Origin of the sequence: Streptomyces antarcticus, assembly GCF_026627255.1 — a bacterium.
GTDB lineage: Bacteria > Actinomycetota > Actinomycetes > Streptomycetales > Streptomycetaceae > Streptomyces > Streptomyces antarcticus.
The window spans coordinates 145,848-170,733 of the sequence record NZ_JAPNLM010000017.1 but is presented as its reverse complement, the minus strand read 5'-3'; the positions used below and the strand labels follow the sequence as shown (position 1 = coordinate 170,733).

The 24,886-nt window shown below is 75.5% G+C and carries 20 protein-coding genes and 1 pseudogene; 10 read left to right on the top strand and 11 right to left on the bottom strand.

Annotation, left to right across the window (positions count from 1 at the left end; genetic code table 11):
* Positions 1-276: 276 nt before the first annotated feature.
* From OTB16_RS24820 to OTB16_RS24805, 4 genes are all read right to left on the bottom strand, one after another.
* On the bottom strand, positions 277-5,022 hold the full coding sequence (locus OTB16_RS24820; RefSeq protein ID WP_267722976.1) for a hypothetical protein: 4,746 nt from the start codon (positions 5,020-5,022) through the stop codon (positions 277-279).
* Between the two features lie 67 nt (positions 5,023-5,089).
* The gene (locus tag OTB16_RS24815) at positions 5,090-5,992 is read right to left on the bottom strand and encodes a hypothetical protein (protein WP_267722975.1); all 903 of its coding nucleotides are present in this window, start codon (positions 5,990-5,992) and stop codon (positions 5,090-5,092) included.
* Entirely contained in the window at positions 5,989-6,204 is a 216-nt protein-coding gene (locus OTB16_RS24810; protein ID WP_267722972.1) for a hypothetical protein, read from the bottom strand. Before OTB16_RS24810 ends, OTB16_RS24815 begins: the two co-directional genes overlap by 4 nt.
* Positions 6,201-7,706 carry a hypothetical protein gene (locus tag OTB16_RS24805; RefSeq protein ID WP_267722971.1) on the bottom strand — a complete coding sequence of 502 codons (1,506 nt, stop codon included), beginning with the start codon at positions 7,704-7,706 and terminating at the stop codon, positions 6,201-6,203. Before OTB16_RS24805 ends, OTB16_RS24810 begins: the two co-directional genes overlap by 4 nt.
* A gap of 218 nt (positions 7,707-7,924) precedes the next feature.
* Between OTB16_RS24805 and OTB16_RS24800 the strand changes: the two genes are divergently transcribed.
* The 5 genes from OTB16_RS24800 (at position 7,925) to OTB16_RS24780 (ending at position 10,886) form a co-directional block, all read left to right on the top strand.
* A complete protein-coding gene (locus OTB16_RS24800; RefSeq protein WP_267723016.1) occupies positions 7,925-8,710 on the top strand; it encodes a LamB/YcsF family protein in 786 nt (261 codons plus the stop codon).
* Entirely contained in the window at positions 8,707-9,327 is a 621-nt protein-coding gene (locus OTB16_RS24795) for a 5-oxoprolinase subunit B family protein (protein WP_267722969.1), read from the top strand. The genes OTB16_RS24800 and OTB16_RS24795 overlap by 4 nt, the downstream gene beginning before the upstream one ends.
* A 1-nt stretch (position 9,328) precedes the next feature.
* The gene (locus OTB16_RS24790) at positions 9,329-10,231 is read left to right on the top strand and encodes a 5-oxoprolinase subunit C family protein (protein WP_420717792.1); all 903 of its coding nucleotides are present in this window, start codon (positions 9,329-9,331) and stop codon (positions 10,229-10,231) included.
* A 71-nt stretch (positions 10,232-10,302) separates the two neighbouring features.
* A complete protein-coding gene (locus OTB16_RS24785) occupies positions 10,303-10,530 on the top strand; it encodes a sigma factor (protein WP_267722966.1) in 228 nt (75 codons plus the stop codon).
* Between the two features lie 197 nt (positions 10,531-10,727).
* Positions 10,728-10,886 carry a sigma factor-like helix-turn-helix DNA-binding protein gene (locus OTB16_RS24780; RefSeq protein ID WP_267722964.1) on the top strand — a complete coding sequence of 53 codons (159 nt, stop codon included), beginning with the start codon at positions 10,728-10,730 and terminating at the stop codon, positions 10,884-10,886.
* 308 nt (positions 10,887-11,194) lie between these two features.
* Here the strand turns inward: OTB16_RS24780 and OTB16_RS24775 are convergent, their stop codons facing one another.
* From OTB16_RS24775 to OTB16_RS24765, 3 genes are all read right to left on the bottom strand, one after another.
* Positions 11,195-11,707, bottom strand: coding sequence for a DUF2867 domain-containing protein (locus OTB16_RS24775; protein ID WP_267722963.1), 513 nt, complete (start codon positions 11,705-11,707; stop codon positions 11,195-11,197).
* A 71-nt stretch (positions 11,708-11,778) separates the two neighbouring features.
* The gene (locus tag OTB16_RS24770; protein WP_267722961.1) at positions 11,779-13,176 is read right to left on the bottom strand and encodes a HEAT repeat domain-containing protein; all 1,398 of its coding nucleotides are present in this window, start codon (positions 13,174-13,176) and stop codon (positions 11,779-11,781) included.
* A 332-nt stretch (positions 13,177-13,508) separates the two neighbouring features.
* Entirely contained in the window at positions 13,509-13,931 is a 423-nt protein-coding gene (locus tag OTB16_RS24765) for an ankyrin repeat domain-containing protein (protein WP_267722960.1), read from the bottom strand.
* 312 nt (positions 13,932-14,243) lie between these two features.
* Here OTB16_RS24765 and OTB16_RS24760 point away from each other — a divergent pair, with 312 nt between their 5' ends.
* Both OTB16_RS24760 and OTB16_RS24755 read left to right on the top strand, forming a co-directional pair.
* The gene (locus tag OTB16_RS24760; RefSeq protein ID WP_136210723.1) at positions 14,244-14,438 is read left to right on the top strand and encodes a hypothetical protein; all 195 of its coding nucleotides are present in this window, start codon (positions 14,244-14,246) and stop codon (positions 14,436-14,438) included.
* Positions 14,439-14,685: 247 nt separating this feature from the next.
* Positions 14,686-16,353, top strand: coding sequence for a hypothetical protein (locus OTB16_RS24755; RefSeq protein ID WP_267722955.1), 1,668 nt, complete (start codon positions 14,686-14,688; stop codon positions 16,351-16,353).
* Between the two features lie 36 nt (positions 16,354-16,389).
* Here OTB16_RS24755 and OTB16_RS24750 read toward each other — a convergent pair whose 3' ends face one another.
* Positions 16,390-17,892: an SCO1417 family PLP biosynthesis transcription factor gene (locus OTB16_RS24750; RefSeq protein ID WP_267722954.1), complete on the bottom strand. Its 1,503-nt coding sequence runs from the start codon at positions 17,890-17,892 to the stop codon at positions 16,390-16,392.
* 258 nt (positions 17,893-18,150) lie between these two features.
* On the opposite strand from OTB16_RS24750, the gene OTB16_RS24745 reads away from it, so the two are divergent.
* From OTB16_RS24745 to OTB16_RS24735, 3 genes are all read left to right on the top strand, one after another.
* Positions 18,151-18,921, top strand: coding sequence for a glycerophosphodiester phosphodiesterase family protein (locus OTB16_RS24745; protein ID WP_267722953.1), 771 nt, complete (start codon positions 18,151-18,153; stop codon positions 18,919-18,921).
* A 67-nt stretch (positions 18,922-18,988) separates the two neighbouring features.
* Positions 18,989-20,374 carry an MFS transporter gene (locus tag OTB16_RS24740; protein WP_267722951.1) on the top strand — a complete coding sequence of 462 codons (1,386 nt, stop codon included), beginning with the start codon at positions 18,989-18,991 and terminating at the stop codon, positions 20,372-20,374.
* A 312-nt stretch (positions 20,375-20,686) separates the two neighbouring features.
* Positions 20,687-21,061 carry an RNA polymerase-binding protein RbpA gene (locus tag OTB16_RS24735; protein ID WP_031146696.1) on the top strand — a complete coding sequence of 125 codons (375 nt, stop codon included), beginning with the start codon at positions 20,687-20,689 and terminating at the stop codon, positions 21,059-21,061.
* A 193-nt stretch (positions 21,062-21,254) separates the two neighbouring features.
* On the opposite strand, the gene fxsA is transcribed toward OTB16_RS24735, so the two are convergent.
* The 3 genes and pseudogenes from fxsA to OTB16_RS24720 form a co-directional block, all read right to left on the bottom strand.
* Positions 21,255-21,836, bottom strand: coding sequence for an FxsA family membrane protein (gene fxsA / locus OTB16_RS24730; protein ID WP_267722949.1), 582 nt, complete (start codon positions 21,834-21,836; stop codon positions 21,255-21,257).
* Positions 21,837-22,179: 343 nt separating this feature from the next.
* Positions 22,180-22,926, bottom strand: a pseudogene (locus OTB16_RS24725) (polyprenol monophosphomannose synthase); the annotation flags it as partial.
* Positions 22,927-23,231: 305 nt separating this feature from the next.
* On the bottom strand, positions 23,232-24,872 hold the full coding sequence (locus OTB16_RS24720; protein WP_267722947.1) for an amidohydrolase: 1,641 nt from the start codon (positions 24,870-24,872) through the stop codon (positions 23,232-23,234).
* Between the last annotated feature and the right edge of the window lie 14 nt (positions 24,873-24,886).

Here is a 24,886-nt window from a genome sequence, read left to right as displayed (position 1 = left end):
CGCAGGCCTCCGGCCCGGCGGGCACCCGAGGCCGGGAGCCGGGGCCCTGCGAGCCCGGCGGGCACCGGCCCGCCCCCGAGCCCCCGTCTCCGCCGGACGGAGTCCGGCGCAGCGGGACGAAGCCCGTGAGGCGCCCCGGCGCCGAACGGTGCGAGCACCGCGTCGAAAAGAAGCCCGGCGCAGCGGGGCGAAGCCCGTGAGGCGCCCCCGGCGCCGAACGGTGCGAGCACCGCGTAGGGGAGCGGGGCACCGCCTCGAAAGGGGGCCGGCCGGGGCTCAGCCGCGCCGGAACATGCGCGTGGCCGTGATCTCCCCGTGGACGGCCTCCCCGTCCGGCGACTGCTGCGGCAGGCCCGGGCGGAGGTGTTCCTCAACGCTGATGTACTTCAGGCCCGCCCGCAGGTCCGCATCGTTGCGCAGGCGGATGACCAGCGGGAATTCGGCGAGCGCCGTGGTGTCGAACAGTCCGGTGGTGTACAGCAGCTGGACGCCGAGCGCATCCGAGACGGCCCGCTGGAGCTCCAGCAGGTACGTGGCGTTCGCGCGCCCGATCGGGTTGTCGAGGAACAGGGTGCCCGCGTGGCGGTGCTTGTCCCGGCCGCGGTCGTTGCTGCGCAGCGCGGCCATGGTGCAGTACAGCGCGATGGCCGCGGTCAGCAGCTGGCCGCCGGAGAAGACGTCGCCCATCTGGCCGACCGGCACCCGCTCGGCGCGCAGCACCGCGTCCGGCTTGAGGATCTCGACGGAGATCCCCTTGGGCTCCAGCGCCGCCTGTACGCCCCGCAGCAGCAGCGACATGCCGTCGCGACGGCCCTCGCCGAAGGATGCGGTGCTGTTCTTCCTCACGGCCGCGCGGGTGGCCTCGTCGATGACCTCGCCGAGTCGTTCGCTGAGGGTGGCCTGGTCTGGCTCCTCGAAGCGGATGCGCAGGAACTCCTGGCCCGACCACTCCCCCAGGCCCTCGGGGAGCTGGGAGAGCCGCTGGGCGGAGCGGAGGGTGGCCAGGGCCGATTCGACCAGGCCGCGCAGCCGGTCGACGATGCTGTCCCGGTTGCGCTCCAGCTGGGCGAGCTCGTCGGTGAGCACGCGCAGCCGGGGCGCGAAGGCCGTGGCCCAGGCCGCCGCATGCTCGGGCAGGGCGGAGGCGGGCAGTTCGCGGATCTGCTGGCGCGCGGGGGTGCGTACCTGCTCGTAGCGGGTGGCGTTGGCGTGGCGGACGAGGATGTCGCTCGCCTCCCGTACGGCGGACTCGGCGGCCGAGAGGTCGGCCGCGCATCCGCGCAGCGAACGGCGGGCCTCCGTCGCCGACTGGCGGGCCTCCTCCAGGGTGCCGCGGTGGGGTACGGGCTCTTGGTCGTCGTCCGGGTGGGTGTGGTCGCGCAGGAGGTCCCGCAGCAGGGCCGCGGTCTCCTCGAAGCCCCCGGCACCGTCCTCGGCGGTGCGGTGGGAGCGCAGCAGGTCGGCGTGGGCGGAGCGGGCGCCCTCCACGGCGGCGGTGTGGGCGGCGAGCTGGGCGGTGGCCGTGCGCAGCAGGGCCTGCGCCTGCTCGACGTCCGAGGGGATCAGTTCCTCGGCCAGTTCCGTGTGGGCCTCGCCCTCGGCGGGGGCGTGCCGCTCGGCCTCGCCGCGCAGCCGGCCGAGCTGCTCACTCGCGGCGGACGCGCGGGTCTCCAGCATCTGTACGAGGGATTCGGCGCGCGCGGCGGCGGCCTGTCGGGAGGGGCCGTCGGCGCCGTCGGTTCCTTCGAGGAGCTGGGCGGCGCGGGTGCGGACCTTGTTGGTGAGCCGGTCGAGTTCGGCGAGGGCGGCGCTCTCGTCGCTCTCGGCGCGGGCCTGCTCGGCGCGCAGGTCGGCGCCGACGCCGACCTTCTCGTAGAGCTGGGAGGCGGCCCGGTAGGCCTCGCGGAGGTCGGGCAGGGGCGCCTTGGGCGTGCCGTCGTCCTGCGGGAGGGGGTCGGGGGCGCCGGCGATCTCGGCCCGTTCGGCCCGTAGCGCGCGGGCGGTGCGGCGGGCGTCGTCGGCGGCGCGCTGGGTGGCTCGGCGGTCCTCGTCGGCGGCGCGGGCGCGGTCGAGGCAGGCTTCGGCGCGCGCCTCGGACTCGGCTGCCTCGTCGGCGAGTTCGCGGACCCTGGCCTGCCAGCCGGCCCGCTCGCGCAGCCGGTAGGCGAGGCCGGCCAGGGCGTCGGCGACGCGGCGGGCGCGCTGGGCGGCGTCCTGGCGCTCGTCCCGTACGCGGGTGGCGTCGGCGGCGGCCTCGTCGGCCTCGGCGCGTACGGTACGGGCCTCCGCCAGCTCGGCGTCGGTCTCCTCGGCGAACGCCCGGGCGGCCTCGGCCTGCCGGGCGAGTTCGGCGAGGCGCCCGGGCGGGCAGCCGGTGCGCCAGGAGTTCAGGCGGGCGGCGAGCTCGCGGTCCCCGGAGAGGCGGGCGGCGAGGTCGCGGATCTCGGTGTCGCGGGCGGTGGCGCGGGTGCGCAGCGCCTGGCGCTCCTCGTCGGCGGCGTGTTCGTCGTGCATGGCCGGATTCGGCGGTACGAGGAAGACGGCCGTGTCGGAGTCGCCGGCCGGGGGCACTGGGGCCAGCAGGGCGGCGGCCGTGCCGACGGCGACGGCGGAGCGGGGCAGCAGGGCCGCCTGGGAGAGGACCTCGCGGGCGCGGCTGTGCGTGTCGGGGTCGGTGATGACGACGCCGTCGACGAGCTCGGGGCGGGCGGCGAGGACGGCGGCGTGGTCGACGGGGTCGACGGACTGGGCGAGGTAGCGCCAGCCGGGGAGGGCGGGGATGCCGTGTTCGCCGAGGTGTTCGACGGTGGCGAGGACGTCGGGGCCGGGCGGCAGCAGCCCGCCGTCGCCGAGGGCGCCGAGGATGCGGGAGTCGTCGGCGGCGGCCGTGCGCAGGTCGAACAGCTGGCGTTCGGCGGAGGCGACAGCGCCGGTCAGCAGTTCGCGCAGGTCGTCGGCGTTGCGGTCGAGGTCCTCGGCGGTGAGGCCGGCCTCGGCGTTGGCCGCTGCCGTACGGGAAGCGGCCGCGGCTGCGGCGGTGCCCGCCGGGCCACGGTGGTCCGTACCGGGTGCGGCGGTGCCGCGCTGCCCGGGGGCGGCGGACGGGCCGGCGTCGGCCCCGGCGCGCGGGCCGGGCACCGCGGTGCCGGCGGCGGCGTCGGCGGCCGGGCCGGCGGACGAGGGGAGGCCCAGGAGGTCGGCCAGGCGGGGGGCTTCGGCGAGGGCGGCGGCCGTGCGGTGCTCCGCCGCGTGGGCGCTCTCGGCGGCGTCGGCGGCGTCGGCGGCGCGGGCGGCGGTCAGCTCGGCGCGGGATTCGACGGCGGCGGCGTCGCGGGCGGCTTCGGACGCGGTACGGGCGGCCTCGCGGGCTTCGTCCCAGGCGGCCACCGCGGACTTCTCGGCGTCGGTAGCGGCCAGGGCGGCGCGGGCCGGGTCGGCGTCGGGGGCGGTGTCGTCGAGCCAGCCGGCGCGCACCGCCTCGGCGGTCTCCTCCTGGACCTCGCCCAGGCGGGCCCGCAGGTGTTCGGCCTCGCTGCGGGCGCGCTGGGCGGCGGTGGCGGAGGCGGTGGCGTCGCGGTGGGCGGCCTCGCCGGTGGCCTGGAGCTCGGCGGAGCGCTCCTCCTCCTCGTTGGCGAGGCTTTCGCCGTGCTCGGCGGCCGTGTGCAGGGCCCGTACGAGTTCGCCGGCGGCGGTGGCCCGGGCGGCGAGCGCGGGGGCGGCGTCGCGCTCGGCCTCGAGGATCGCGGACGCGACGCGGGCGGAGCGGTCGGCGGCCGCGCGGTGGCGCAGGACGTTCTCGGCGGCCTGCCAGGCGGCGTGCAGGGTCCGGGCCTCCATGAGTTCGCGGCGCTGGGCGGCGGCGGCCTTGTCGGCGACGGCCAGCGCCAGCGAGGCGTGCCGGTAGGCGAGTTCGGCGGAGACGGCGGCGCTTCGGGCGCGGGCCGATTCGGCGGCGGTGACCTCGTGGGCGGCGCCGGTGACCCGCTGGGCGAGGTCGGCGGCGCGGCCGCGCTCCTCGCCGGCGCGGGCGGACAGCCGCCGGGCGAGGGTGCGCGTACGGCGTTCGGCGCCCGCGTGGACGTCGCGCTGCCGGGAGCGGGTCCCGGCGGCCTCGACGATGCGGGTGAGCAGGTCCACGGAGCCTGCGGTGAAGTCGCGTTCGGCCATGAGTTCGGCGCGGCGGCCCAGCTTGTTGCCGAAGCCGTGGACGAGGTCGGCGAGGCCGTCCGTGTCGCGGGTATCGGTGACGGCGCGCAGCAGCAGGTCGGTGAAGTCGGAGTCTTTCTTGACCGCGAAGAGGCCTGCGGCCTCGCCCTCGTCGGCGTTCATCTCGCGCTGGTAGCGGAAGAGTTCGGGGTCGAGGCCGAGGTCGGTGAGGTGCTCGTTCCAGCGGTCGTGGATCTCCTCGAAGCAGACCTCGAGGTGCGGGTAGGCCTTGCCGGCCTCGGTGAGGGCGTCGCGGAAGCCCTTCATGGTGCGGCGGCGGCCCTGGGCTCCGGAGACGCCCTCGACGGGCGGGCGTACGGAGGTGGCCTCGGCGACCGGGAGGTTGTCGAGGCTGAGGCCCGGTCCGGGGCGGAAGGAGTACCAGGCCTCGGCGAACTTGCGGGGGTCGTTGGAGACCTGGCGTCCACGCCACTCGCTGACCTTGCCGACGACGACGCACTCGCCGGTCTGGGTGTGCTGCCACTCCAGGGCCACGTGCCCGCAGTCGTCGGCGAGGAGGAACTTGCGCAGTACGCCGGAGCTGGCGCCGCCGAGGGTGTTGCGGTGGCCGGGGAGCATCACCGAGAAGATCAGCTTGAGGAGGACGGACTTGCCGCCGCCGTTCTCCAGGAAGAGCACGCCGGCGGGCGCGGGGCGGCGCGGCGGGCCGGTGGGCTCCTCTTCGAAGAACTCCGCCTGGGCGGGAGCCGGGTGGGGCACCGGCTGGCCGACTCCGCGCAGGTCGAGCACGGTGTCGGCGTAGCGCGCGCCGGCGGGCCCGATGGAGTAGAGGCGGATCCGGGACAGCTCGTACATGGCGGCGGACTCTCGTGGTCTCTCGTGGGTCGTGCGGAGGGCGGGGGGTGCTCGGGGGCGGCGCGGCTCAGGCGTGGAAGGGGAGTCCCGCGTCGGCGGCGAGTTCCAGGTCGTCGCCCTCGGGCGGCGGCAGGAGGGTGGCGGAACCGTCGCTGACGGGTACCACGCCCAGTTCCAGGAGCTCGGCCATGGCCGCGCTGCCCGCCATGTCGCGGACCTGGAGCTGGTAGCGGGGGGTGGTGCGGTAGGTGCCTCCGGCCTCGTCGCCGGTGCGCTGGAGGAATCCGGACTCGGTGAGGAAGGCGGCGGCCTTGCCGACGATGCCGGTGGTGGAGCCGGCGAGGCGGCGGGCGTCCTTGGTGGCGCCGGTGGAGCTGCGGCGGGCGTAGACGCGCCAGGCGGCCTCCAGGCCGGGGGCGTCTGTCGCCGGGTCGGTGTTCTCGCCGAGTTCCTCGGCGCGCTGCTCCAGGCGGCGGCAGGTCTGCCGGACGAAGGCGTCGACGCCGTTGACGGTGATGCGGCCGATGTAGCCGTCGTCGGCGAGGTCCTCGGGGCGGGGGAAGGCGAGGGCGGCGACGGCGAGGTGGGCCAGTCCGTGCAGGAACCGGTCGGCGGAGTCGGCCGCGGTGCGGCGGGCGTAGTCGCCCATGCGGACGGCGAAGACGGAGTCCTCGTCGGCGGCGATGGCCATGCCGGCCCGCGCGGACACCTCCAGGACGACGAGCCCGAGACCGGTGGCGACGGCGTCGGCGAGGCGCCCGAAGCCGGGGTCCTCGCGGTAGCGGCGGAGCAGTTCGGCGTACTCGGCGTCCCGGGCCGGGAGCAGCTTGGGCTGGAGCCCGAACGAGACGAGCCGGGCGGCGTCGGCGGCGTCCGCGGGGGTGACCGCGTGGGCGTGGGCGGGTCCGGCGGGAGCCGACGGCGCGTCGGGCTCGCTCCACGCGGGGTGCTCGGCGTGGTGGTCGCTCACGGGCTGGTCTCCTCGGCGGTGGGGTGGTCGTGCTGGTGGTGGGGGCGGGGGCTCGTGGTGGGGCGGGGGCTGGTGGTGGGGCGGGGGCGTGCGGAGTCGGCACCGTGCCGGGCCGCGGCCGGCGGTACGCGGGCACCGTCCGGCGGGGGCGCCACGGGCCGGGCACCGTCCGGCGGGGGCGCCACGGGCCGGGCGCCGTGCGGGGGTGTCACGCCGCCTCCGCGCGGTCGGCGGCCATGCCGGCGGCGTCGAGGAGGGCGGTGCCGACGATCAGGTCGGCGCCGCCGAACTCGGCGTCCTCCAGCTGCGTGCCGTCGTCCACCGCGAAGAGCAGCCGCTCCTCGCCCTGGCGGTAGGCGGTGCCGACGGCCGGGCTCGCCGCGTGGACGGCCAGCAGGGCCACCAGGTACGGCAGGTCGGGGTCGCTGCGGCGGGCCTCGGCGAGCAGTCCGGACAGGCGGCGGGGCGCGTCGTGCGGGAGGTCGAGGAGCCGCGTCGCGGCGGCGAGCTGCTCCTCGCTGAAGCGGCTGTCGTCCGGGGTGGCGATGAGGTCCGGCTCGCGCATCTCGGCGCCGAGGTGCTCCCGCTCCACGGGCGGGGTGAGCAGGATGTCGACCAGGTCCCCCACCCGTACGGAGACCGGGGTGCGCAGGCCGGCGCCGGACGCGAAGAAGGCGTCGGTGACCCGCCGGGCCCGCTCCAGCGGAAGGGGCAGCAGCGGGGCCACGAGCTGGCCGTACAGGTCGATGCCGGAGCGCGGCGCGGGGGCGGCGAAGGCCTGGCGGTCCTGCTCGGCGCGGAACAGCGGGCCGGCGTCCAGCAGCCGCGACTGGAGCTGGGTGTGGCGGCGGATGCAGTCCTTGACGATGTCGACGAGCTCCGCGGCGCGGCGCTTGTTCTCCGGCTCCTCGGCCTCGTCGCGCGCCTTGCGGATGTTCGTGAGGATCGCGTTCTCGTGCCGGTAGCGGTCGGCGACGTGGTCGAGGGCCTCCGCGATCATGTCGGGGACGGCCTGGAGCCAGTCCACGGCCCGGACGTTGCGCCGGGTGGCGTCGAGGGTCCGGCGCAGGGTCTCGGCGTACTGGACGGTCCGGTAGCGGGCCTGCTCGGCGGCGAGCTGGGCGTCCGCGAGACGGCCGCGGCTGATCAGGACCTCCAGTTTGACCTCGGCGGCGATCTGGGCGCTGGTGACGTCCGTGTCGAGGGCGCCGACCAGGACGTTGACGGCCTCGTCGGTGGTGCGCAGGTAGACGGCGCCGCCGTGGCCGAGGACCTCTTCGATCAGCTTGAAGTCGTAGTCGCGGCGGACGTAGGCGCCGTCGGGGCCGAAGGTTCCGTAGATCGCGCGGAAGCCGCGGTCCACGCTTCCCACGTTGATCAGGTTCTCCAGCACCCAGCGGACGACCCGTTCGTGCTCGGCCGCCGGGCGGGCGGGGGCCTGGGCGGCGACGCGCGGGAGCAGCCTGGTCACTATCTGCTCGTGGTCGGCTCCGGTGTCGAAGTCCATGTTGAGCGTGACCATGTCGATCGCGGCGAGCGCGACCTCCGCCATCGCGTAGACCCCGTACTCGCCGGCCAGATTGGCCTTGCGTACGTCGAGGTCGTGCAGCGGGGCGGTGCAGGCGAGGGCGCGCAGCCGACGGGCCAGGCCCTCGTCGGCGGCCGGGCCCGGCGCCGGGGACGGAAGGGTCTTCGCCGGGGCGGGGAGAGTCACGCGCAAAGACTAGGCGCTGACCCTGACAACAACCCAAACGGCATGGTTCGGCCGTATCGTCCCCGGCGGGCGGGGACCGGGGCAGGGGCCGGGCAGGGAGCCGGGCGGGGCCCGGGCGGGAACGCTGCCGGGCGCCGGGCGGGAAGGTGCCCGGGGCGGTGTCGTGCCCGCCCGCCGCATTCACACGTCCGCCGTTCTACGCTCAGCGCATGGCTTCCATGATCACACCTCCGGCGGCGGCGATCGACCTCAACGCCGATCTCGGCGAGGGCTTCGGGCGCTGGACGCTGACCGACGACGAGGCGTTGCTGTCGGTCGTCACCAGCGCCAACGTCGCCTGCGGTTTCCACGCCGGGGACCCGTCCATCATGCGGCGGGTCTGCGAGCTGGCCGCCGAGCGGGGCGTACGGATCGGCGCCCAGGTCTCCTACCGCGATCTGGCGGGCTTCGGCCGACGCTCCATGGACGTGCCGGCCGGTGAACTCGCGGCCGAGGTGGCCTATCAGATCGGGGCGCTGGAGGTGTTCGCGCGGGCGGCCGGCTCCACGGTGTCGTACGTGAAACCGCACGGCGCGCTCTACAACCGCACCGTGCACGACGCCGGCCAGGCCGCCGCGGTCGTCGCGGGCGTCCGCCTGGCGGCCGCCCCCGGCGCCGGGGGCCTGCCGGTGCTGGGGCTGCCCGGGTCGCTGCTGCTGGCGGCCGCCGCCGACGCCGGGCTGACCGCGGTGCCGGAGGCCTTCGCCGACCGCGCGTACACGGCGGCCGGGACGCTGGTGCCGCGTACCGAGCCGGGAGCGGTGCTGCACGACCCGGACGCCGTGGTGGCGCGGGCGGTACGGATGGCCGCCGAGGGCGTGGTGACGGCCGCTGACGGCTCCGCCGTGGCGGTCGCCGCGCGCTCGCTGTGCCTGCACGGGGACACGCCGGGGGCCGCGGACCTCGCCCGCCGGGTCCGCGCCGCGCTGGGCGCGGCCGGGGTCGCGGTGGGGGCCTTCGCGTGAGGACCCTGGTGGTCGGCGCCGAGGCGCTGCTGGTCGAGGTGGGTTCGGACGCCGAGGTGGCCGCGCTCCACGCGGAGCTGCTGCGGCGCCGGGACGCGGGCGAACTGGGCACCGTACGGGACCTCGTGCCCGCGGCGCGGACGGTACTGCTGGACGGCGTACGGGACCCGGCCGCGCTCGGCGCGCGCATCGCGCGCTGGGAGGTGCCCCCGCTCGCGGCGGCCGGGGGGCCGCTGGTGACCGTTCCGGTGCGCTACGACGGCCCGGACCTGGCGGAGGTGGCCCGGATGTGGGGCGTGGCGCCCGGGGAGGTGCCGGGCATCGTCGGCGGCATCGGGTTCCGGGTGGCGTTCTGCGGGTTCGCGCCCGGGTTCGGCTACCTGACCGGGCTGCCGGAGCGGCTGCGCCTGCCCCGCCGGGCCACGCCCCGTACGGCCGTTCCGGCGGGCTCGCTGGCGCTGGCCGGGGAGTACGCGGGGGTCTACCCGCGCTCCTCCCCCGGCGGCTGGCAGCTGATCGGCTCCACGGACGCGGTGCTGTGGGACCCGGACCGGGAACCGGCGGCACTGTTCGCGCCGGGGGTACGGGTGCGCTTCGAGGAGGCCGGCCGTGGCTGAGCTGACGGTGGTGCGGCCGGGGGCGCTGACCACGGTGCAGGACGGCGGCCGCCCGGGCCACGCCCACCTGGGGGTCCCCCGCTCGGGGGCCCTGGACACGGCGGCCTACGCCCTGGCCAACCGGCTGGTCGGCAATCCTCCGGGCGCGGCCGTACTGGAGACGACCCTCGACGGGGTCGGACTGCGGGCCCTGGCGGCGGTGACGGTGGCCGTGACGGGCGCGCCCTGTTCCGTACGGGTCTCCGGGCGCCCGGCGGCCTGGGGGGCGCCGGTCCGGGTGCCCGCCGGAGCGGAACTGGAGGTGGGCCGCGCGGAGTCGGGACTGCGCGGCTACGTGGCGGTGCGGGGCGGCCTCGCCGTGCCGCCGGTCCTGGGCAGCCGCTCGGCGGACCTGCTGTCGGGCCTGGGCCCGCCGGTGCTGTCGGCCGGGGCGCTGCTCCCGGTGGGGCCCGCGGGTCCGGATCCGGTGGCCGGGGCGGACGTCTGCCCGCTGCCCGGGGCGCCCGCGCAGCTGCTGCTCCCGCTGCGCCCGGGCCCGCGGGCGGACTGGTTCACGGAGGCTTCGCTCGCGGGGCTGTGGCGTTCGGTCTTCCGGGTGTCGCCGAGGTCCAACCGGATCGGCCTGCGCACGGAGGCCGGGGCGCCGCTGGTCCGCGCCAGGCCGGGGGAACTCCCGAGCGAGGGCATGGTGCTGGGCGCGGTCCAGGTCCCGCCGGACGGCCGGCCGGTGGTGTTCCTGGCCGACCATCCGGTGACGGGCGGCTACCCGGTGGTCGGCGTGGTCCCGCCGGGCCCGGCCCTGGACGCGGCGGCGCAGGCCCGTCCGGGGGCGCCGGTGCGGTTCGTGCGGGCGGCGGGCCCGTCGGCCACCGCGGCGGCGGGCGCGAGCGGGAGGGCCCGGTGAAACGTTCCGGGCGGCTCCGGCCACGTACGGAGTGAGGGGCCGACCGGGTCCCCGCCCAGGGGAGGAACCGGGTGCGCGGCCCACGACACGAGACCGGACCGCCGGATCTCACCACGCCCGGAGGGTTCGGGGCGTTCTGCGAGGAGCACATCGACGCGGTGCTGGGATTCGTCACCCGCCGCGTCGCCGACCCGCACCTCGCGGCGGACCTGACGGCCGACGTCTTCCTCGCCGCGATGGGCTCGGCCTCCGGGTACCGGCCCGACCGGGGGCGCCGTTTGCCTGGCTGTTCGGGATAGCCCGCAACGTCCTGTCGGGCCACGCCCGCGGGCTGGCCCGCGAGAGCGGCGCGCCGGCGCGGCTGAGCGGGCGCCGGCTGCTCGGCGACGAGGACGTCGCCGCGCTGGAGGAACCCATCGACGCCCAGCGGGCGTTCCGCGCCCTGGCCGAGCAGCACGCCGCCCTGTCCGAGCCGCTGCGCGCGGCCCTCGACCTGGTGGTGCTCGACCAGCTCACCCCGGCCGAGGCCGCGCGGGCCCTCGGCGTCACCCAGGCGACGGTCCGCGTCCGCCTGCACCGCGCCCGGCGCGCTCTGCGCGGATCGGCGCCCGCCCAGCGCCCCGTCCGCGAAACCCACTTGGAGGTAGCCCGATGAACAGCAGGCCCCGCGCGTTCGAGGAGCGGCTCAAGTCCGAACTCCTGGCCATCGCCGCGGACCGGTCCCCCGCGCCCGTCCCGGCCCGCTCCCGTGCGAGGCGGCTGCGCGTACCGCTCGCCCTCGGCGCGGTGGCGGCGGCGGTCGCGGGGCTGGTCGTCCTGCCCGTCCTGGGCGACCGGGGCGGCTCCTCCCCCGCGTACGCGGAAGTCGGCCGTACCGGCCTGCTTCCCGGATTTCCCGCGGCTCGCGGACCCCGCCGGCGCCGGCGGCACCGGCTTCGCCGGGTGACGGTCGCGGACCCGGGGTCAGCGCGGCCGGCCGGCGTGCGCGACGAGGCGGGCCACGATCAGGTGGTGGAAGGGGGCGATGGCCCGGAAGTACAGGCGTCCGGCGGGGCGGTTGAAGCGGACGGCGGTGGTGAGCACGCCCTCGGTGCCCGTCGGGCCGGTTGTGGGCCGTACGGCGAAGGACGCGCGGAAGTCCAGGTGCTTGTCGTCGTCCCCGCAGAGGACCTCGTCGCCGGCCACCGCCAGGACGCGCATCGGCCCGGCCTTCAGGCCGGGTTCGATGCGGACGTCCCGGTGCGGGCGGGCGCGTTCCCGGACGTGGAGTCCGAAGGGCGCGGCCAGCCGGTCGCGCAGGGCGGTCAGCCGGCCGATCCAGCGCGGACCCCCGGTGAGGACGAGCCGGGCGAACTCCGCCGCGCCGGTGCCGGGCGGCAGGTCCACCGCCACCGCGTCCACGTGGTCGACGGACCCCAGAGAGGCGCGGGCCGCGTCCAGTACGGGTGGCGCGTGTCTGCGTACCTGACGGCCCATCTCGTGACCTCTCGCCGGGGTGCGTCCGGGGCCCGCCCCCGCGGCGCCCCTGCCGGGGATCCCCCGGGTTCCTACACGGCGGACTCCGGGGTGATCCGGCTCCGTACGGCGGACTGTACGTCCTCTTCCTCGGCGGGGTCGGCCGCCAGGCGGCGCAGCCGGGGCGCGACGCGCGCGTCGGCCGTTTCGGCGTGGTGGGCGGCCACCTCGCGGGTGGTCTCCTCGCAGTCCCACAGGCATTCGACGGCGAAGCCCGCCGCGAAGCAGGGGTCGGTGCTGGCGAGGGCGCGCGCGGTGCGGCCCCTCAGGTGGGACGAGGAGGTCTCGCGGTAGATGTGGCGCAGCACCGGGGCGGCGCAGCCGATCGCGAGCCGGCCCGCTCCGTCGACCAGGGCGAACAGCCGCCGGTTGTCCGGGCCCGCGCCGCGGACGGTGGAGCGCAGGGCGCCCAGGACCAGGGTGGCGTCCTCGGCCCCGCCGCGGGTGGCGAGGGTGGCTCCGGCGGCCGCGCCGAGGTCGTCGGGCCGGTGGATCCAGCGCCGGGCCCGCTCGACGGCGGCGGGGCCGCACATGCGCTCGTAGGCGGCGACGGCGGGTTCGTCGGCGGCGGCTTCGATGAGGTCCAGTACGGCCGGGTTCTCCGGCTCGGCCAGGACCAGGTGGTGCAGGGCGGTGGCCCGGGCGGCCTCGCCGCAGGCTCCGGCGGCGGCCGCGAGGATCGCGGGGCGGTCCTCGGCCTGGGCCACGGCGGCGAGGCAGCGGGCGGCGGGGACGTGCAGCGGGGTACCGCGGCGCAGCCCGTCGGCGGCCCAGTCGAAGACGGCCTGGACGCCCCAACCGGGCCGGGGCCCGTTCGGGGTCAGCTGGCGCTGCCACCGGTCGAAGGAGCCCTGCTGCCGGGCGGCGCGCAAGCGCTCCCCGTACAGCGGTGACTCTTCCCACAGGCTCCAGGGCCTGGGCTCGTACGCGTCGCGGATGGCGGCGGCCAGCCGCGCCCCGCCCTCCGCCGTGGCGGGGAAGCGGGCGAGCACCGGTGCGCCCAGGAACCGCAGGCCTTCGTCGTCGTCGCGCAGGGCGAGCTCGTCGAGGGCCCAGGCCCAGTTCGCGCCGGAGGCGGCGTAGCGGCGCAGCAGCATGAGCGCGTCGTCGCGTCCGTACGAGGCCAGGTGGCCCAGCACGGACAGGGCGAGGCCCGTCCGGTGGTCCTCCTCGTCGACGAGGTCGTCGGCGCTGAAGAGGTGTGCCTCGACGGCGCCGAGCGGGCCGTCGAGGTCCAGGTACAGGCGGGCGTAGTACAGGGAGCGGTTCTCGACCTGCCAGTCCTGGCGCGGATCTCGGAGCACGCACTCGTTGAGGGCGTCCAGGGCTTCCGCCCTGGGCGCCGCGAGGGCGTGCAGGGTGCCGTCGCCGCGGCCCCGCTGGAGGAGCCCGAGCAGGGTGCCGCTCGGCGCTATGACTGGTTCGAACATGGGAATGGCCTCAAATCAAGCTGGGGACGCAACCGGGAATCAAAATTCACAGGGCCGCGTAACAGCATGTGAGGACGTCCGCCGTCATGTTCCGCTCGATGTAGACCATTGCCTTCTCACTCTCGTCGGTGCTCCGGGACCAGGGCGTCCGGGCCGGGCCCGGACACTCTGTGTGTCCTGCCCGCTTCTGCCCGTCCGCCGTGTTCGCGAATCGAATCCGTCGCCATGATGACCCAGTCGGTTTGTGCGCCGCGACCACATTTACGGCGGCCGTGACCAACCTGTGAGGTCCGCGACCGGTCGGGCCGGACCGGGGCGCGACAAAAAACGGACTACTTGGCTCCGAAGAGTTCCAGCAGGTCGGCCTTGGCGAACATGCGCGCCGTGTCCACGGCGGAGGGAGTTCCGGCGTTCGGGTCGGCACCGCCGGCGAGCAGCGCGCGGATGACGGCCTCCTCGCCCTTGAAGACGGCGCCGGCGAGCGGGGTCTGCCCCCGGTCGTTGGCGCGGTCGGCTTCGCCGCCGCGGGCGAGCAGGGCCGTGACGGCCTCGGCGTGGCCGTGGTAGGCGGCGAGCATGAGGAGGGTGTCGCCGCGGTCGTTGGTGAGGTTCGCCGGGACTCCGGCGTCGAGGTACGCGGCGAGCGTCCCGGTCTCCCCCTGGCGGGCGAGGTCGAAGATCTTGGTGGCCAGCTCGATGACGTCCTCGTCGGGGACGTCCTGGGAGCCGGAGCCGCCTTCGGTGTGCTCGCTCATCGCTCGTACCGCCTTTCGCTCGCTGTTCGCGCGCCCGTCCGGTGTACCGGGCCCGGGGCGGGCGGGCAGGGGGTGCACGGCACTGCGTCCGTACGGGTGAATCGACAGGGTAGCGCCCGGACCTGCACATGGAGGGGCTGGGCCGAGGCAAAGATCACTCTTGCCCCCCTTCATGCCGGACGCGCCAGCCGGGGTGGGCCGGTCAAGTGAAAAAGCGGCGCATTCACCCATTTGCACCTTTTGTCGCATTGATACTTGCTGTGAGCCTGGAAGAACTGATGGTGACTGTCCCCACCCACCAGGAGAAACCTCATGGTCCTGTCGATCTCAGGTGTCGTCCTACTCGGCATCATCGCCTTCCTGTTCTTCAAGAAGGACGGGATGAAGCTGACGCACGCCTTCGTCTGTTCGCTCTTCGGCTTCTTCCTCGCCGGCTCCGCCATCGCGCCGAGCATCACGGCGAGCACGGCGAGCCTCGCCAGCCTTCTCGGCGGGATCAAGCTCTAGGTCGTGTCGTCGAAGTCCCGTCTGGCCGACGGGGTCCGGCACGCACGCCGCGTTCTCGTCGTCGGTCGCCGATGCCCCGCATCGGCGCCCTCCGGCGCCGCGCGACCGCACGCGCCCGACCCCGCCGGCCCCACTCTCCGGGCGGCGGACGCCACTGCGACGGCACTTTCCCGGCCGGCCACCGACGGCACAGGAACACCAGCCACACCCGAATCGCCCGTCAGCACCACATCTCCAGGAGACGCCCGTGGCCCGGCGCCCACTTCCCCGCATCCTCAGCAGCGGCACGACGTCGCTGGCCCGGGGCCGCGACCTCGCCCGCACGGCCGCCGACAGTGCCACGGACGTCCTCCACCCGCTCCTCACCATCGGACGCGGCCTGCGGGTCCTGGCCTCCGCCGGACGGCGCAAATGGTCGGAGACGCCCAAGGACAAGCGTGGTCCCGCGCTGTTCCTGGCGGCCGCCTGCGTCCTCGTGGTCGCCCTCGTCCCCTACGGCCCGCTCCTCGGCCTGATCACCCTGATGGCGGCGGCGGCCTGGCAGGGACGCGACCGCACCCCGGTGAAGACCGGGCCCGGCGAAGCCGAGACCGAACGGCTCGGCTCCCTCTACGAAGCCCTCGTCCCGTACTTCTCCATCCCGGAGGACCCCAGCCCCCTCTTCACCCACGGCGGGGAGTGGGACAAGGCCTTCAGCGGCTACGAGTTCGACGAGGCGGGCCGCGTCACCCGGCTCCGCATCCGCTACCCGGCCTACTTCACCGACGGCGAGGCAGCCGCACGGGCCCGCATCGAGGCACTGCTGCACGCCAAGTCCGGGCGCGGACGGGAGTACCTCTTCGACTGGGACGAGGAGGGCAACCACCTCGACCTGAGCGTGCTGGCGGCGCTGCCGACGGGCATCGCCGCCCAGCCGTTCGTGACCTCCCCCGGTGAGACCGTGCTCGGCTTCACCGACGCGGGCAGCGTGCAGCGGACCCTCCCCGTACGGGACGGCGGCGACGAGCCCCGCGACGTGCCGCCGGTGGTCTGGCGCACCGGCCCCCGCTCCACCGAGCCCCACCTGCTGGCCGTCGGCCAGCCCGGCGCGGGCACCTCCAGCCTGCTGCGCTCGATCGCCCTCCAGGCCCTGCGGCACGGGGGCGACGTACTGATCGTGGAGGGCGGCGGCAGCGGCGAGTACTCCTGCCTGTCCGGGCGGGCCGGAGTCCTCGCCGTGGAATGCGGGCCGACCGGGGCGCTGGCCACCCTGGAATGGGCCGCCCAGGAGACCGAGCGCCGGCTCATCGCCACCCACCGGGCCCGCGAGACGGGCCGACCGGCCCCCGAGGACACCCGGCGCCCGCTCTGGATCCTGCTGGACCGGCCCAGCGTGCTGGCGCACCTCGCGGCCGCGGACGGCCGTCCCGACCCGCTCGCCCAGCTCCAGGTGCCGCTGCGGCACGGCCGCGCCGCGCACATCACGGTGGTGGTCGCCGAACAGTTCGACCACCTGGAGCTCCTGAACGACGCCGTCTGGCAGCACACCCGGGCCCGGGTCGTCCTGGGACCGGCCGCCATTCAGCAGATCACCGACGTACTGGGACTCCCCCCGCACACCACCCCGACGGCCCAGGTGCCCCCGGGCCGCGGGTACGCCCGGCTCGGCACGGGCCCGGTCCACCGGCTCCAGGTACCGGCCACCCCGGACCCGTACGACGACACGACGCACCCGGCCCAGCGGCAGGCGGTGCTGGAGCTGCTCCCCGACCGCGGACCGGCGGCCCCGGGCGACACCCCGGACGGTGACACCGCGGGCGGCGCCCACGGCACGCTGACGCACCCGCTCCCGGGACAGCCCGAACCCCCGGAGCCGGGGTCGGGGTCCTCCTTCGACGCCTCGGAGATCCCGGAGGTGCCCGCTGAGGCCCCGTGACGGCGCGGGGCCGGTCCCACCGCCCCCGCGCTCCGGCTACGCCACGAACGTGCGCGGCGGTTCCGCGCCGCTGCCCCCCGCGCCCGTGCCGACCAGCCGGGCCGCCGCCGCCAGCCGGGCGGCGGCCTCCTCGGCCACCGGGCCGCCCACGGTGAACGGCAGCCGGACGTACCCCTCGAAGGCACCGTCCACCCCGAAGCGGGGGCCCGACGGCACCCGTACGCCGACCCGCTCCCCCACCTCCGCGAGCCGGGAGCCGGAGAGCCCGCCCGCCCGCGCCCACAGGGTGAGCCCGCCCCGCGGAACCGTGAACTCCCAGTCCGGCAGCTCCCGGCGCACGGCGGCGACCAGGGCGTCGCGGTTGTCCCGGGCCTGGTCGCGGCGGATCCCGACGGCCTCCCGCCAGCCCCCGGTCCGCATCAGCCAGTTCACCGCGAGCTGCTCCAGCACCGGGGTGCCGAGGTCGGCGTAGGCGCGCGCGGCGACCAGGCTCCGGATCACGTCGGGTGCCGCGCGGACCCAGCCGATCCGCATGCCCGCCCAGAAGGCCTTGCTGGCGGACCCGACGGTCACGACCGTGCTGCCGCCCGGGTCGAACGAACAGACCGGGCGGGGCATCACCAGGTCCGGGTCGAGCTGGAGCTCGATCATGGTCTCGTCGGCGATCAGGACCGTGCCGGCCGACCGGGCGGCCTCCACCATGGCGCGCCGCTGGTCCTCCGAGGCCAGGGCCCCCGTCGGGTTGTGGAAGTCGGCGACGACGTAGGCCAGCCGCGGCGCCGAGTCGCGCAGCACCTGGCGCCAGACGTCCATGTCCCAGCCGGAGAGCCCGCCCGCCATCGCCACGGGCACGAGGCGGACCCCGGCGGCGCGCATGAGCTGGAGGATGTTGGCGTAGGACGGGGATTCGACGGCGATCCGCTCCCCGCGCCCCGCGAAGAGGCTGCAGATGGCGTCGATGGCGCCCATCGCCCCGGTGGTGACCATGATCTGCTCGGGCATGGTGGGGATGCCCTGCTCGGTGTACCGGTCGGCGAGCATCCGGCGCAGCGCGGGCAGGCCCGCCGGGTAGTCCCCGTGGGTGTGGGCGTACGGGGGGAGTTCCTCGAGCGCGCCCTGTACGGCCTTGGTGAGCCACGGCTCGGGGGCCGGCAGCGCGGCGCAGCCGAGGTCGATCATCGAGCCGAGGGACTCGGGCGGCAGCGGCTCCAGCCCGCGGGCGGGCAGCGGGTTCCCGGCGGGCGCGGACGTCCAGCTGCCTGCGCCCCGGCGGGACTCGAGGAACCCCTCCCCGCGCAGGGCCTCGTACGCGGCGGCGACGGTGGTGCGGCTCAGGGAGAGGGCGACGGCCAGCTCCCGCTCGGCGGGGAGCCGGGCGGCGACCGGGACCCGGCCCTCGAGGACGAGCAGCCGGATGCCGTCGGCCAGGGTGCGGTAGGCGGGCGGTTTGCGGGTGCCGGGGACGGCGGTCCGCTCCTGCTGGGAGCTGATGAGGCGGGCCAGCTGGGCGGCGCCGACCGCCGAGGTCCATTCGGCCATTGCGTCCGGTCCACCTTCGTCGGATTGGCCTGGGCCGGGGGCCGGGGGCCGGGATTGGATTGCTGACTGCCGCTCCAGGGTGTCACGCGCCGGTCCACTCGTGCCAGAGGGGTGCCGCGCGGCGCCGCCCCCGGGGCCGCGCGGCCGGGGCGGCCCGCCCGCCGGTCCGGCTGCTGCGCCGCCCGCCGGTCCGGCCAGCTCCCGCCCCGCCGGTATGCCCGCTCCGTCCCGCGGGGCGGGAGCGGGCATACTGCCGCCGTGACGCACGTACGCCTTCGCCACCCGTATCTGGACCACCCCTCCCCGATCCCCTTCGCGCACCGGGGAGGGGCCGCGGACGGGCTGGAGAACACCGTCGCCGCCTTCCGCCGGGCCGCCGCCGCGGGCTACCGGTACTTCGAGACCGATGTGCACGCCACGGCCGACGGGAGGCTCGTCGCCTTCCACGACCCCACGCTGGACCGGGTGACCGACCGCCGGGGGCGCATCGCAGAGCTGCCGTGGGCGCGGGTCCGCGAGGCGCGGGTGGCCGGCACAGAGCGGCTGCCGCTGTTCGAGGAGCTGCTGGAGGAGTTCCCGGACGCCCGGTGGAACATCGACGTCAAGGCCGAGTCGGCGCTGATCCCGCTGGTCGACCTGATCGCGCGGGCCGGGCTCTGGGACCGGGTCTGCGTGGGGTCCTTCTCCGAGGGCCGGGTGGCCCGGGCGCAGCGGATCGCCGGCCCCCGGCTGGCCACCTCGTACGGCGTCCGCGGGATCGTCGGCCTGCGCCTGCGCTCGTACGCGATCCCGGCGGCGCTGCGCGTAGGGGCGGTGGCTGCGCAGGTTCCGGAGACCCAGGCGGGCGTCCGCGTGGTCGACCGGCGCTTCGTGCGCACCGCGCACGAGCGGGGGCTCCAGGTGCACGTGTGGACCGTGAACGAACCGCAACGCATGGAAGCGCTCCTGGACCTGGGCGTCGATGGCATCATGACCGACCGGATCGACATCTTGCGCACGGTGCTGGACCGGCGCGGGGCCTGGGCCTGACCGCCTCACCGGCCGCGCGCGGGCCCCGGCGGGCCGCAGCGGTACGGCATCAGCGAGGGGGCACCGGATGAGTGCGCGGACGACGGACACGACGGAGCCGGGGCCGGACGACGGCAGGGCGCGGGCGGAGACCGCCGCCGCCGCCCGCAAGCGCGAACAGCACGGCTGGTACTTCTACGACTTCGCCTGCTCGGTCTACTCGACGAGCGTGCTCACGGTGTTCCTCGGCCCGTACCTGACGGCCGTCACCAAGGCCGCCTCGGATGCCGAGGGCTACGTCCACCCGCTCGGGATACCGGTCCGGGCCGGATCCTTCTTCGCCTACTCCGTGTCCCTCTCGGTGATCGTGGCCGTACTGGTCATGCCCCTGGTGGGGGCGCTCGCGGACCGCAGCGGCCGCAAGAAGCCGCTGCTGGCGGTCGCCGCGTACACCGGGGCCGCCGCGACCGCCGGCATGTTCTTCCTCGACGGCGACCGCTACCTGCTGGGCGGCCTGCTGCTGATCGTCGCGAACGCCTCGCTGGCCGTGTCGATGGTGCTGTACAACGCGTTCCTGCCGCAGATCGCCACGCCCGACGAACGGGACACCGTGTCCTCCCGCGGCTGGGCTTTCGGGTACACCTCGGGCGCGCTCGTGCTCGTACTGAACCTGGTGCTCTACCAGGGCCACGACTCCTTCGGCCTCTCCGAGGGCACGGCGGTACGGATCTGCCTGGCCTCGGCGGGCGTGTGGTGGGGGGCCTTCGCGCTCATCCCGCTGCGCCGGCTGCGGGACCGGGCGGTGGTCCGGGATGCGGGGGCGGGCCCGGCGGTCAGCGGCTGGAAGCAGCTCGTCGCCACCCTGAAGGACATGCGGCGCTATCCGCTGACCCTGTCGTTCCTGCTGGCGTACCTGATCTACAACGACGGGGTGCAGACGGTCATCTCCCAGGCCTCCGTCTACGGTTCGGAGGAGCTGGAGCTGGACCAGTCGACGCTGATCGTGGCGGTCCTGCTGGTGCAGGTCCTGGCGGTGGCCGGCGCACTGGGCATGGGCCGGCTGGCCCGCGTCTACGGCGCCAAGCGGACGATCATGGGCTCACTGGTCGCCTGGGCGGTGACCCTGGCGGCCGGATACTTCCTTCCGGCCCGCACGCCGGTGTGGTTCTTCGCGCTCGCCGCGATGATCGGACTGGTCCTGGGCGGCAGCCAGGCGCTCTCGCGCTCCCTGTTCTCGCACCTGGTGCCGGCGGGCAAGGAGGCCGAGTACTTCTCGGCGTACGAGGTGAGCGACCGCGGGGTGAGCTGGGTGGGACCGCTGGTGTTCGGCCTGACATACCAGGTCACGGGCAGCTACCGGGACGCGATCATCTCGTTGGTGGTCTTCTTCGCACTGGGTTTCGTGCTCCTGGCGCGAGTGCCGGTGCGGCGCGCGGTGGAGGCGGCAGGCAATCCTGTACCCGCACGCATCTGAGAGCGCTCCGCGCACCCTGCCGAACCGGATCCACGAACGAATTCCGAACGAATTTAGACGTTGAAGCAAAGGGCCGGTAGTGTACGCCTTTGGCCTGCCAGGCGGACCGTTACTGCGCGCTCGAAAAGAGCAGACGTTGGGTGACATCTGCTGCCAGATGTGACAAAACGGGCATTGGTGGGTACAACAAAGGGCGGTACGACGGGCGACGCATCACCCGGAGCGGGAATCTATACCGCCGGCCGGACGTTGACCGGATGACGACGACAGCGACACCTGTCCTGTGGGCGACAAGCCCGGGAGGCACGATTCATGAGTGAGCGAGCTCTCCGCGGTACGCGCCTCGTGGTTACCAGCTACGAGACGGACCGCGGCATCGATCTGGCCCCGCGCCAGGCGGTGGAGTACGCATGCCAGAACGGACATCGATTTGAGATGCCGTTCTCGGTTGAGGCAGACATTCCGCCGGAGTGGGAGTGCAAGGCGTGCGGCGCCATGGCACTCCTGGTGGACGGGGACGGGCCCGAAGAGAAGAAGGGCAAGCCTGCGCGAACGCACTGGGACATGCTCATGGAGCGACGCACCCGCGAGGAGCTGGAGGAAGTGCTCGCCGAAAGGCTTGCGGTCCTCCGTTCCGGCGCCATGAACATCGCCGTGCATCCGCGGGACAGCCGCAAGTCCGCCTGACAGCCGGACGAAGCACGACAAAAGCCGAGGGGCCCCGCCACACAGTGTGGCGGGGCCCCTCGGCTTTCCTTCGCGTGCGGTGTCCGGGGCGGGACGGGCGGGTGTCGGCCGCTGTCTCCGGGGACTCGTGAAAGACCCGGGTGGCCCGTCGCGCTGCGCGCGCGGGCCACCCGGGTCGTGTCGTGCTCGGGCCCTACGGGGCGAGCGGCGGGCGGTACGAGGCGCCGGGACCCTGGCGGTCCGGGCCGGGCCCGTCGTCGCGGATGACCTCGCCCTGGACGATCTTGCCGTCCGGCTGGTGGATGCGGGCCTGCTGGAAGGCGTCGCCGAAGCTGCCCGCGGGCGCGGAGGCCATCTTGCGCTCCAGCGAACGGGCCGCGCGGCGGCCGATCCATGCCCGGACGGGCGGGAGCAGCAGAACCAGGCCCGCCGCGTCGGAGATCAGGCCCGGCATCATCAGGAACAGGCCCGCCAGCATGGTGAGGCCGTTGCCCCGGCCGGGCTGCTGCGCGGTGGGCCGCACGCCCTGCTGAGCCTGCTGGAAGGTCTCCGTCAGGTTCTTGAAGGCGCGCCGCCCGGCCCGCTTGATGACCACCGCGCCCAGGACCATCCCGCCCGCGAGCAGCGCGGCGACGGTCAGGCCGCCGGCCGCGCCCGCGACCAGGGTGAGCAGCCAGATCTCCAGGATCAGCCAGGCGGTGATGGCAAGGGGAACGAAGGTACGGGCGGGCGAGCGCCGCCGGGGGGCCGTCGAAGTGGGAACGCCGGTCGTCATACCACCAGTGTGCCTGGGCCGGAGTAAAAGCGGCCTCAGTCGGAGGTACCGGACATCCCCTAGGGGCCCGTTCCCGAGGCGGGATCCCGCCGGCGCGACCGCCCGGGGCTGGCGCCCCGGCGGCTCAGGCCTGCCCGGAGGGTGTGCCGGAGGCCCCGTCGGCGTCCGGGCCGGAACCCGTGCCCGCCGCCGGGTCCGTACCGGCCGCCTCGTCGGAGGCCGCCTTGCCCGTACCCGCCGTCTTGCCCGTACCCGCCGCCTCGGCGGGAGCTGCCTTGCCCGTACCCGCCGCGCCCGGCGCGTTCCCGGCCGCGTCAGCAGGGGTCTGCGGCTTGCCCGGAAGCAGCTTGGCCGCCTGGGCCTTGAGACCCCACTGGGTGACCCGCCACAGGGCCTCGACCAGGATGTCCTTGCTCATCTTGCTGTCGCCGAACTCGCGCTCCACGAACGTGATGGGGACCTCCACCACCCGGAAGCCCTTCTGCACGGCCCTGCGCGCCAGGTCGACCTGGAAGCAGTAGCCGGCGGACGCCACCTGGTCCAGGCCCAGCCCCTCCAGGGTCTCCCGGCGGAAGGCCCGGTAACCGCCGGTCACGTCGCGCATCGGCAGGTTCAGCATCAGCCGCGAGTACGTCGACCCGCCGCGCGAGAGGAACTCACGGCTCTTGGGCCAGTTCACGACCCGCCCGCCCGGCACCCAGCGGGAGCCCAGGACCAGGTCCGCGCCGGCCAGCGCCGTCAGCAGGCGCGGCAGCTCCTCCGGCTGGTGGGAGCCGTCGGCGTCCATCTCGACGATCACCCCGTAGCCCTGCTCGAGGGCCCAGACGAAGCCCGCGAGGTAGGCGGCGCCCAGCCCCTCCTTGCCCTTGCGGTGCAGCACGTGGACGTGGTCGTCGCCCGCCACCAGCTCGTCGGCGAGCTTGCCGGTGCCGTCCGGGCTGTTGTCGTCCGCGACGAGGATGTGCGCCCCGGGCACGGCCGCGCGCACGCGCCCGACGATCAGCCCGATGTTCTCCGCCTCGTTGTAGGTCGGAATGATCACCAAGGCCGTACCGAGCGGTCCGTGGGTCCGCTGTCCGCCGTCGCTCACTGAGTCCCCTTTTGTGCTGTTGCACGTCCTGTACGTCGTGTCGCAGAGGATGACTTTAGAACAGTGGTCGGGGCCCGCGGTCCTTCGGGCCGGTCAGACTCCCGCTGGCTGCGGGCCGCCGTGACCGTTGTCTACTGGACCGCCGGACCCCGACCCGGGGCCACCCGCCGCCCGGCGAAACCTTCCCTCGCCCCCGAGGCGCGGGCGCGCTGCGCAGACGGATCCGTCCGGCACGGACATCCTGTGGTGGACCTGGCCGAACCTATCCGGGTCGGGCCGCCCGTACCGAACCGAGGCCGACCGGATCACCCCTGTGGGCGTACGAATGCCTCCCGCCCGCCGACGACCGTGGCCAGGCACACCGGCAACTCGGCGCCGGGGCTCAGGTCGGGCAGCCCGGGGGTGCCGGAACGCGGGTCCGTGGACCAGCGGGCGACCCGGTCGTCGGGGGCCTGGACGACCAGTTCCGCGGTCTCCCAGACCGCGTAGTCGGCCGGTGCCCCCGGGACGAGGACGCCGGCGCCGTCGCGGCCCAGCGCCCGCCAGCCGCCCCGGGTGTGCGCGGTGAAGGCCGCCCGTACGGAGATCCGGTGCTCGGGCGTCCGGTGGAAGGCCGCCGCGCGGACCGTGCCCCAGGGGTCGAGCGGGGTCACCGGCGCGTCCGAACCGAAGGCCAGCGGGACGCCTGCCTTGAGCATGGCCGCGTACGGGTTGAGGGTGCGGGCGCGCTCGGCCCCCAGCCGGTCGGCGTACATGCCGTCCGCGCCGCCCCAGGCCGCGTCGAAGGCGGGCTGCACGGAGGCCGTGAGGCCGAACTCCGCGAAGGCGGCGATGGTGGCGGGCGTCATCATCTCGGCGTGCTCGACGCGGTGCCTGGCGGCCCGCACGCGGGCCGGTCCGACCTTCTCGGCGGCCGCCCGCACGCCCTCGACGACGGCGGTGAGCGCGGCGTCGCCGATGGCGTGGAAACCGGCCTGGAGACCCGCCTCGGTGCACGCGGCCACGTGCTCGGCGACGGCGCGCGCGTCCAGGTAGCCGGTACCGGTGTGGGAGGCGTCGGCGTACGGGGCGTGCAGGCACGCGGTGTGCGACCCGAGGGCGCCGTCCACGAAGAGGTCCCCGGCGGCTCCGACGGCCCCGAGCTCCTTCGCCCGGCCGAGGTCCCGGTCGGCCCAGTAGCCGAAGACCCGGGGCCCCGGACGCCCGGCGGCCAGGGCCAGCAGTTCGGTGAAGTCCTCGGCGGAGGAGATGTCGGGGCCGCCGCACTCGTGCACGGAGCCGATCCCGAGCGAGGCCGCGCGGTCCAGGGCGGCCCGCTGCGCCTCCGCGCGCTGGGCGGGGGTGACGGCGCCCAGGGCCGCCGCGCGGACGGCGTGGTGGGCGTCCCGGGTCAGCGGCTCGTCCCCGCGGGCGGCGACGCCGGGCACGAGGTCGAGCAGGGCCGTGGTGACCACGGCGGAGTGCACGTCGACGCGGCTCAGGTACAGCGGGCGGCCGCCGACGGCCTCGTCGAGCTCGGCGCGCCGGGGCGGCCGCCGCTCGGGCCAGCGGGCCGCGTCCCAGCCGTGCCCGAGGAGCACCCGGTCGGCGGGGCGGCTCGCGGCGTACGCCCGTACGAGCTCCAGCGCGGCGGGCAGCGAGCGCGCCGCGGTCAGGTCCAGCCCGGTCAGGGCCAGGCCGACGGAGGTGGTGTGGACGTGGGCGTCGGTGAAGGCGGGCGTGACGAGCGCCCCGCCGAGGTCGACGACCTCGTCCACGCCCTGCGCGAAGGCGTCGGCCGCGCCCTCGGAGCCGACCCAGGCGATGTGGCCGCGCTCGACCACCATCGCGGTGGCGAACGGGTCGGCGGGGCTGTGTACCTCGCCCCCGCGCAGGAGGACGGTCCTTGTCGGTGCTCCGGCGGCGGCATCGGCGGCGTCGGCGGAGTGGGCGGTGCGGTCAGTCATGGGGACCAGTCTCC

Excerpts from the sequence above, each read along its gene's own strand:
- OTB16_RS24820 (WP_267722976.1), bottom strand. The coding sequence starts at position 5,022 with ATGTACGAGCTGTCCCGGATCCGCCTCTACTCCATCGGGCCCGCCGGC.
- OTB16_RS24800 (WP_267723016.1), top strand. The coding sequence starts at position 7,925 with ATGATCACACCTCCGGCGGCGGCGATCGACCTCAACGCCGATCTCGGC.
- OTB16_RS24775 (WP_267722963.1), bottom strand. The coding sequence starts at position 11,707 with ATGGGCCGTCAGGTACGCAGACACGCGCCACCCGTACTGGACGCGGCC.
- OTB16_RS24770 (WP_267722961.1), bottom strand. The coding sequence starts at position 13,176 with ATGTTCGAACCAGTCATAGCGCCGAGCGGCACCCTGCTCGGGCTCCTC.
- OTB16_RS24765 (WP_267722960.1), bottom strand. The coding sequence starts at position 13,931 with ATGAGCGAGCACACCGAAGGCGGCTCCGGCTCCCAGGACGTCCCCGAC.
- OTB16_RS24760 (WP_136210723.1), top strand. The coding sequence starts at position 14,244 with ATGGTCCTGTCGATCTCAGGTGTCGTCCTACTCGGCATCATCGCCTTC.
- OTB16_RS24750 (WP_267722954.1), bottom strand. The coding sequence starts at position 17,892 with ATGGCCGAATGGACCTCGGCGGTCGGCGCCGCCCAGCTGGCCCGCCTC.
- OTB16_RS24740 (WP_267722951.1), top strand. The coding sequence starts at position 18,989 with ATGAGTGCGCGGACGACGGACACGACGGAGCCGGGGCCGGACGACGGC.
- OTB16_RS24735 (WP_031146696.1), top strand. The coding sequence starts at position 20,687 with ATGAGTGAGCGAGCTCTCCGCGGTACGCGCCTCGTGGTTACCAGCTAC.
- fxsA (WP_267722949.1), bottom strand. The coding sequence starts at position 21,836 with ATGACGACCGGCGTTCCCACTTCGACGGCCCCCCGGCGGCGCTCGCCC.
- OTB16_RS24720 (WP_267722947.1), bottom strand. The coding sequence starts at position 24,872 with ATGACTGACCGCACCGCCCACTCCGCCGACGCCGCCGATGCCGCCGCC.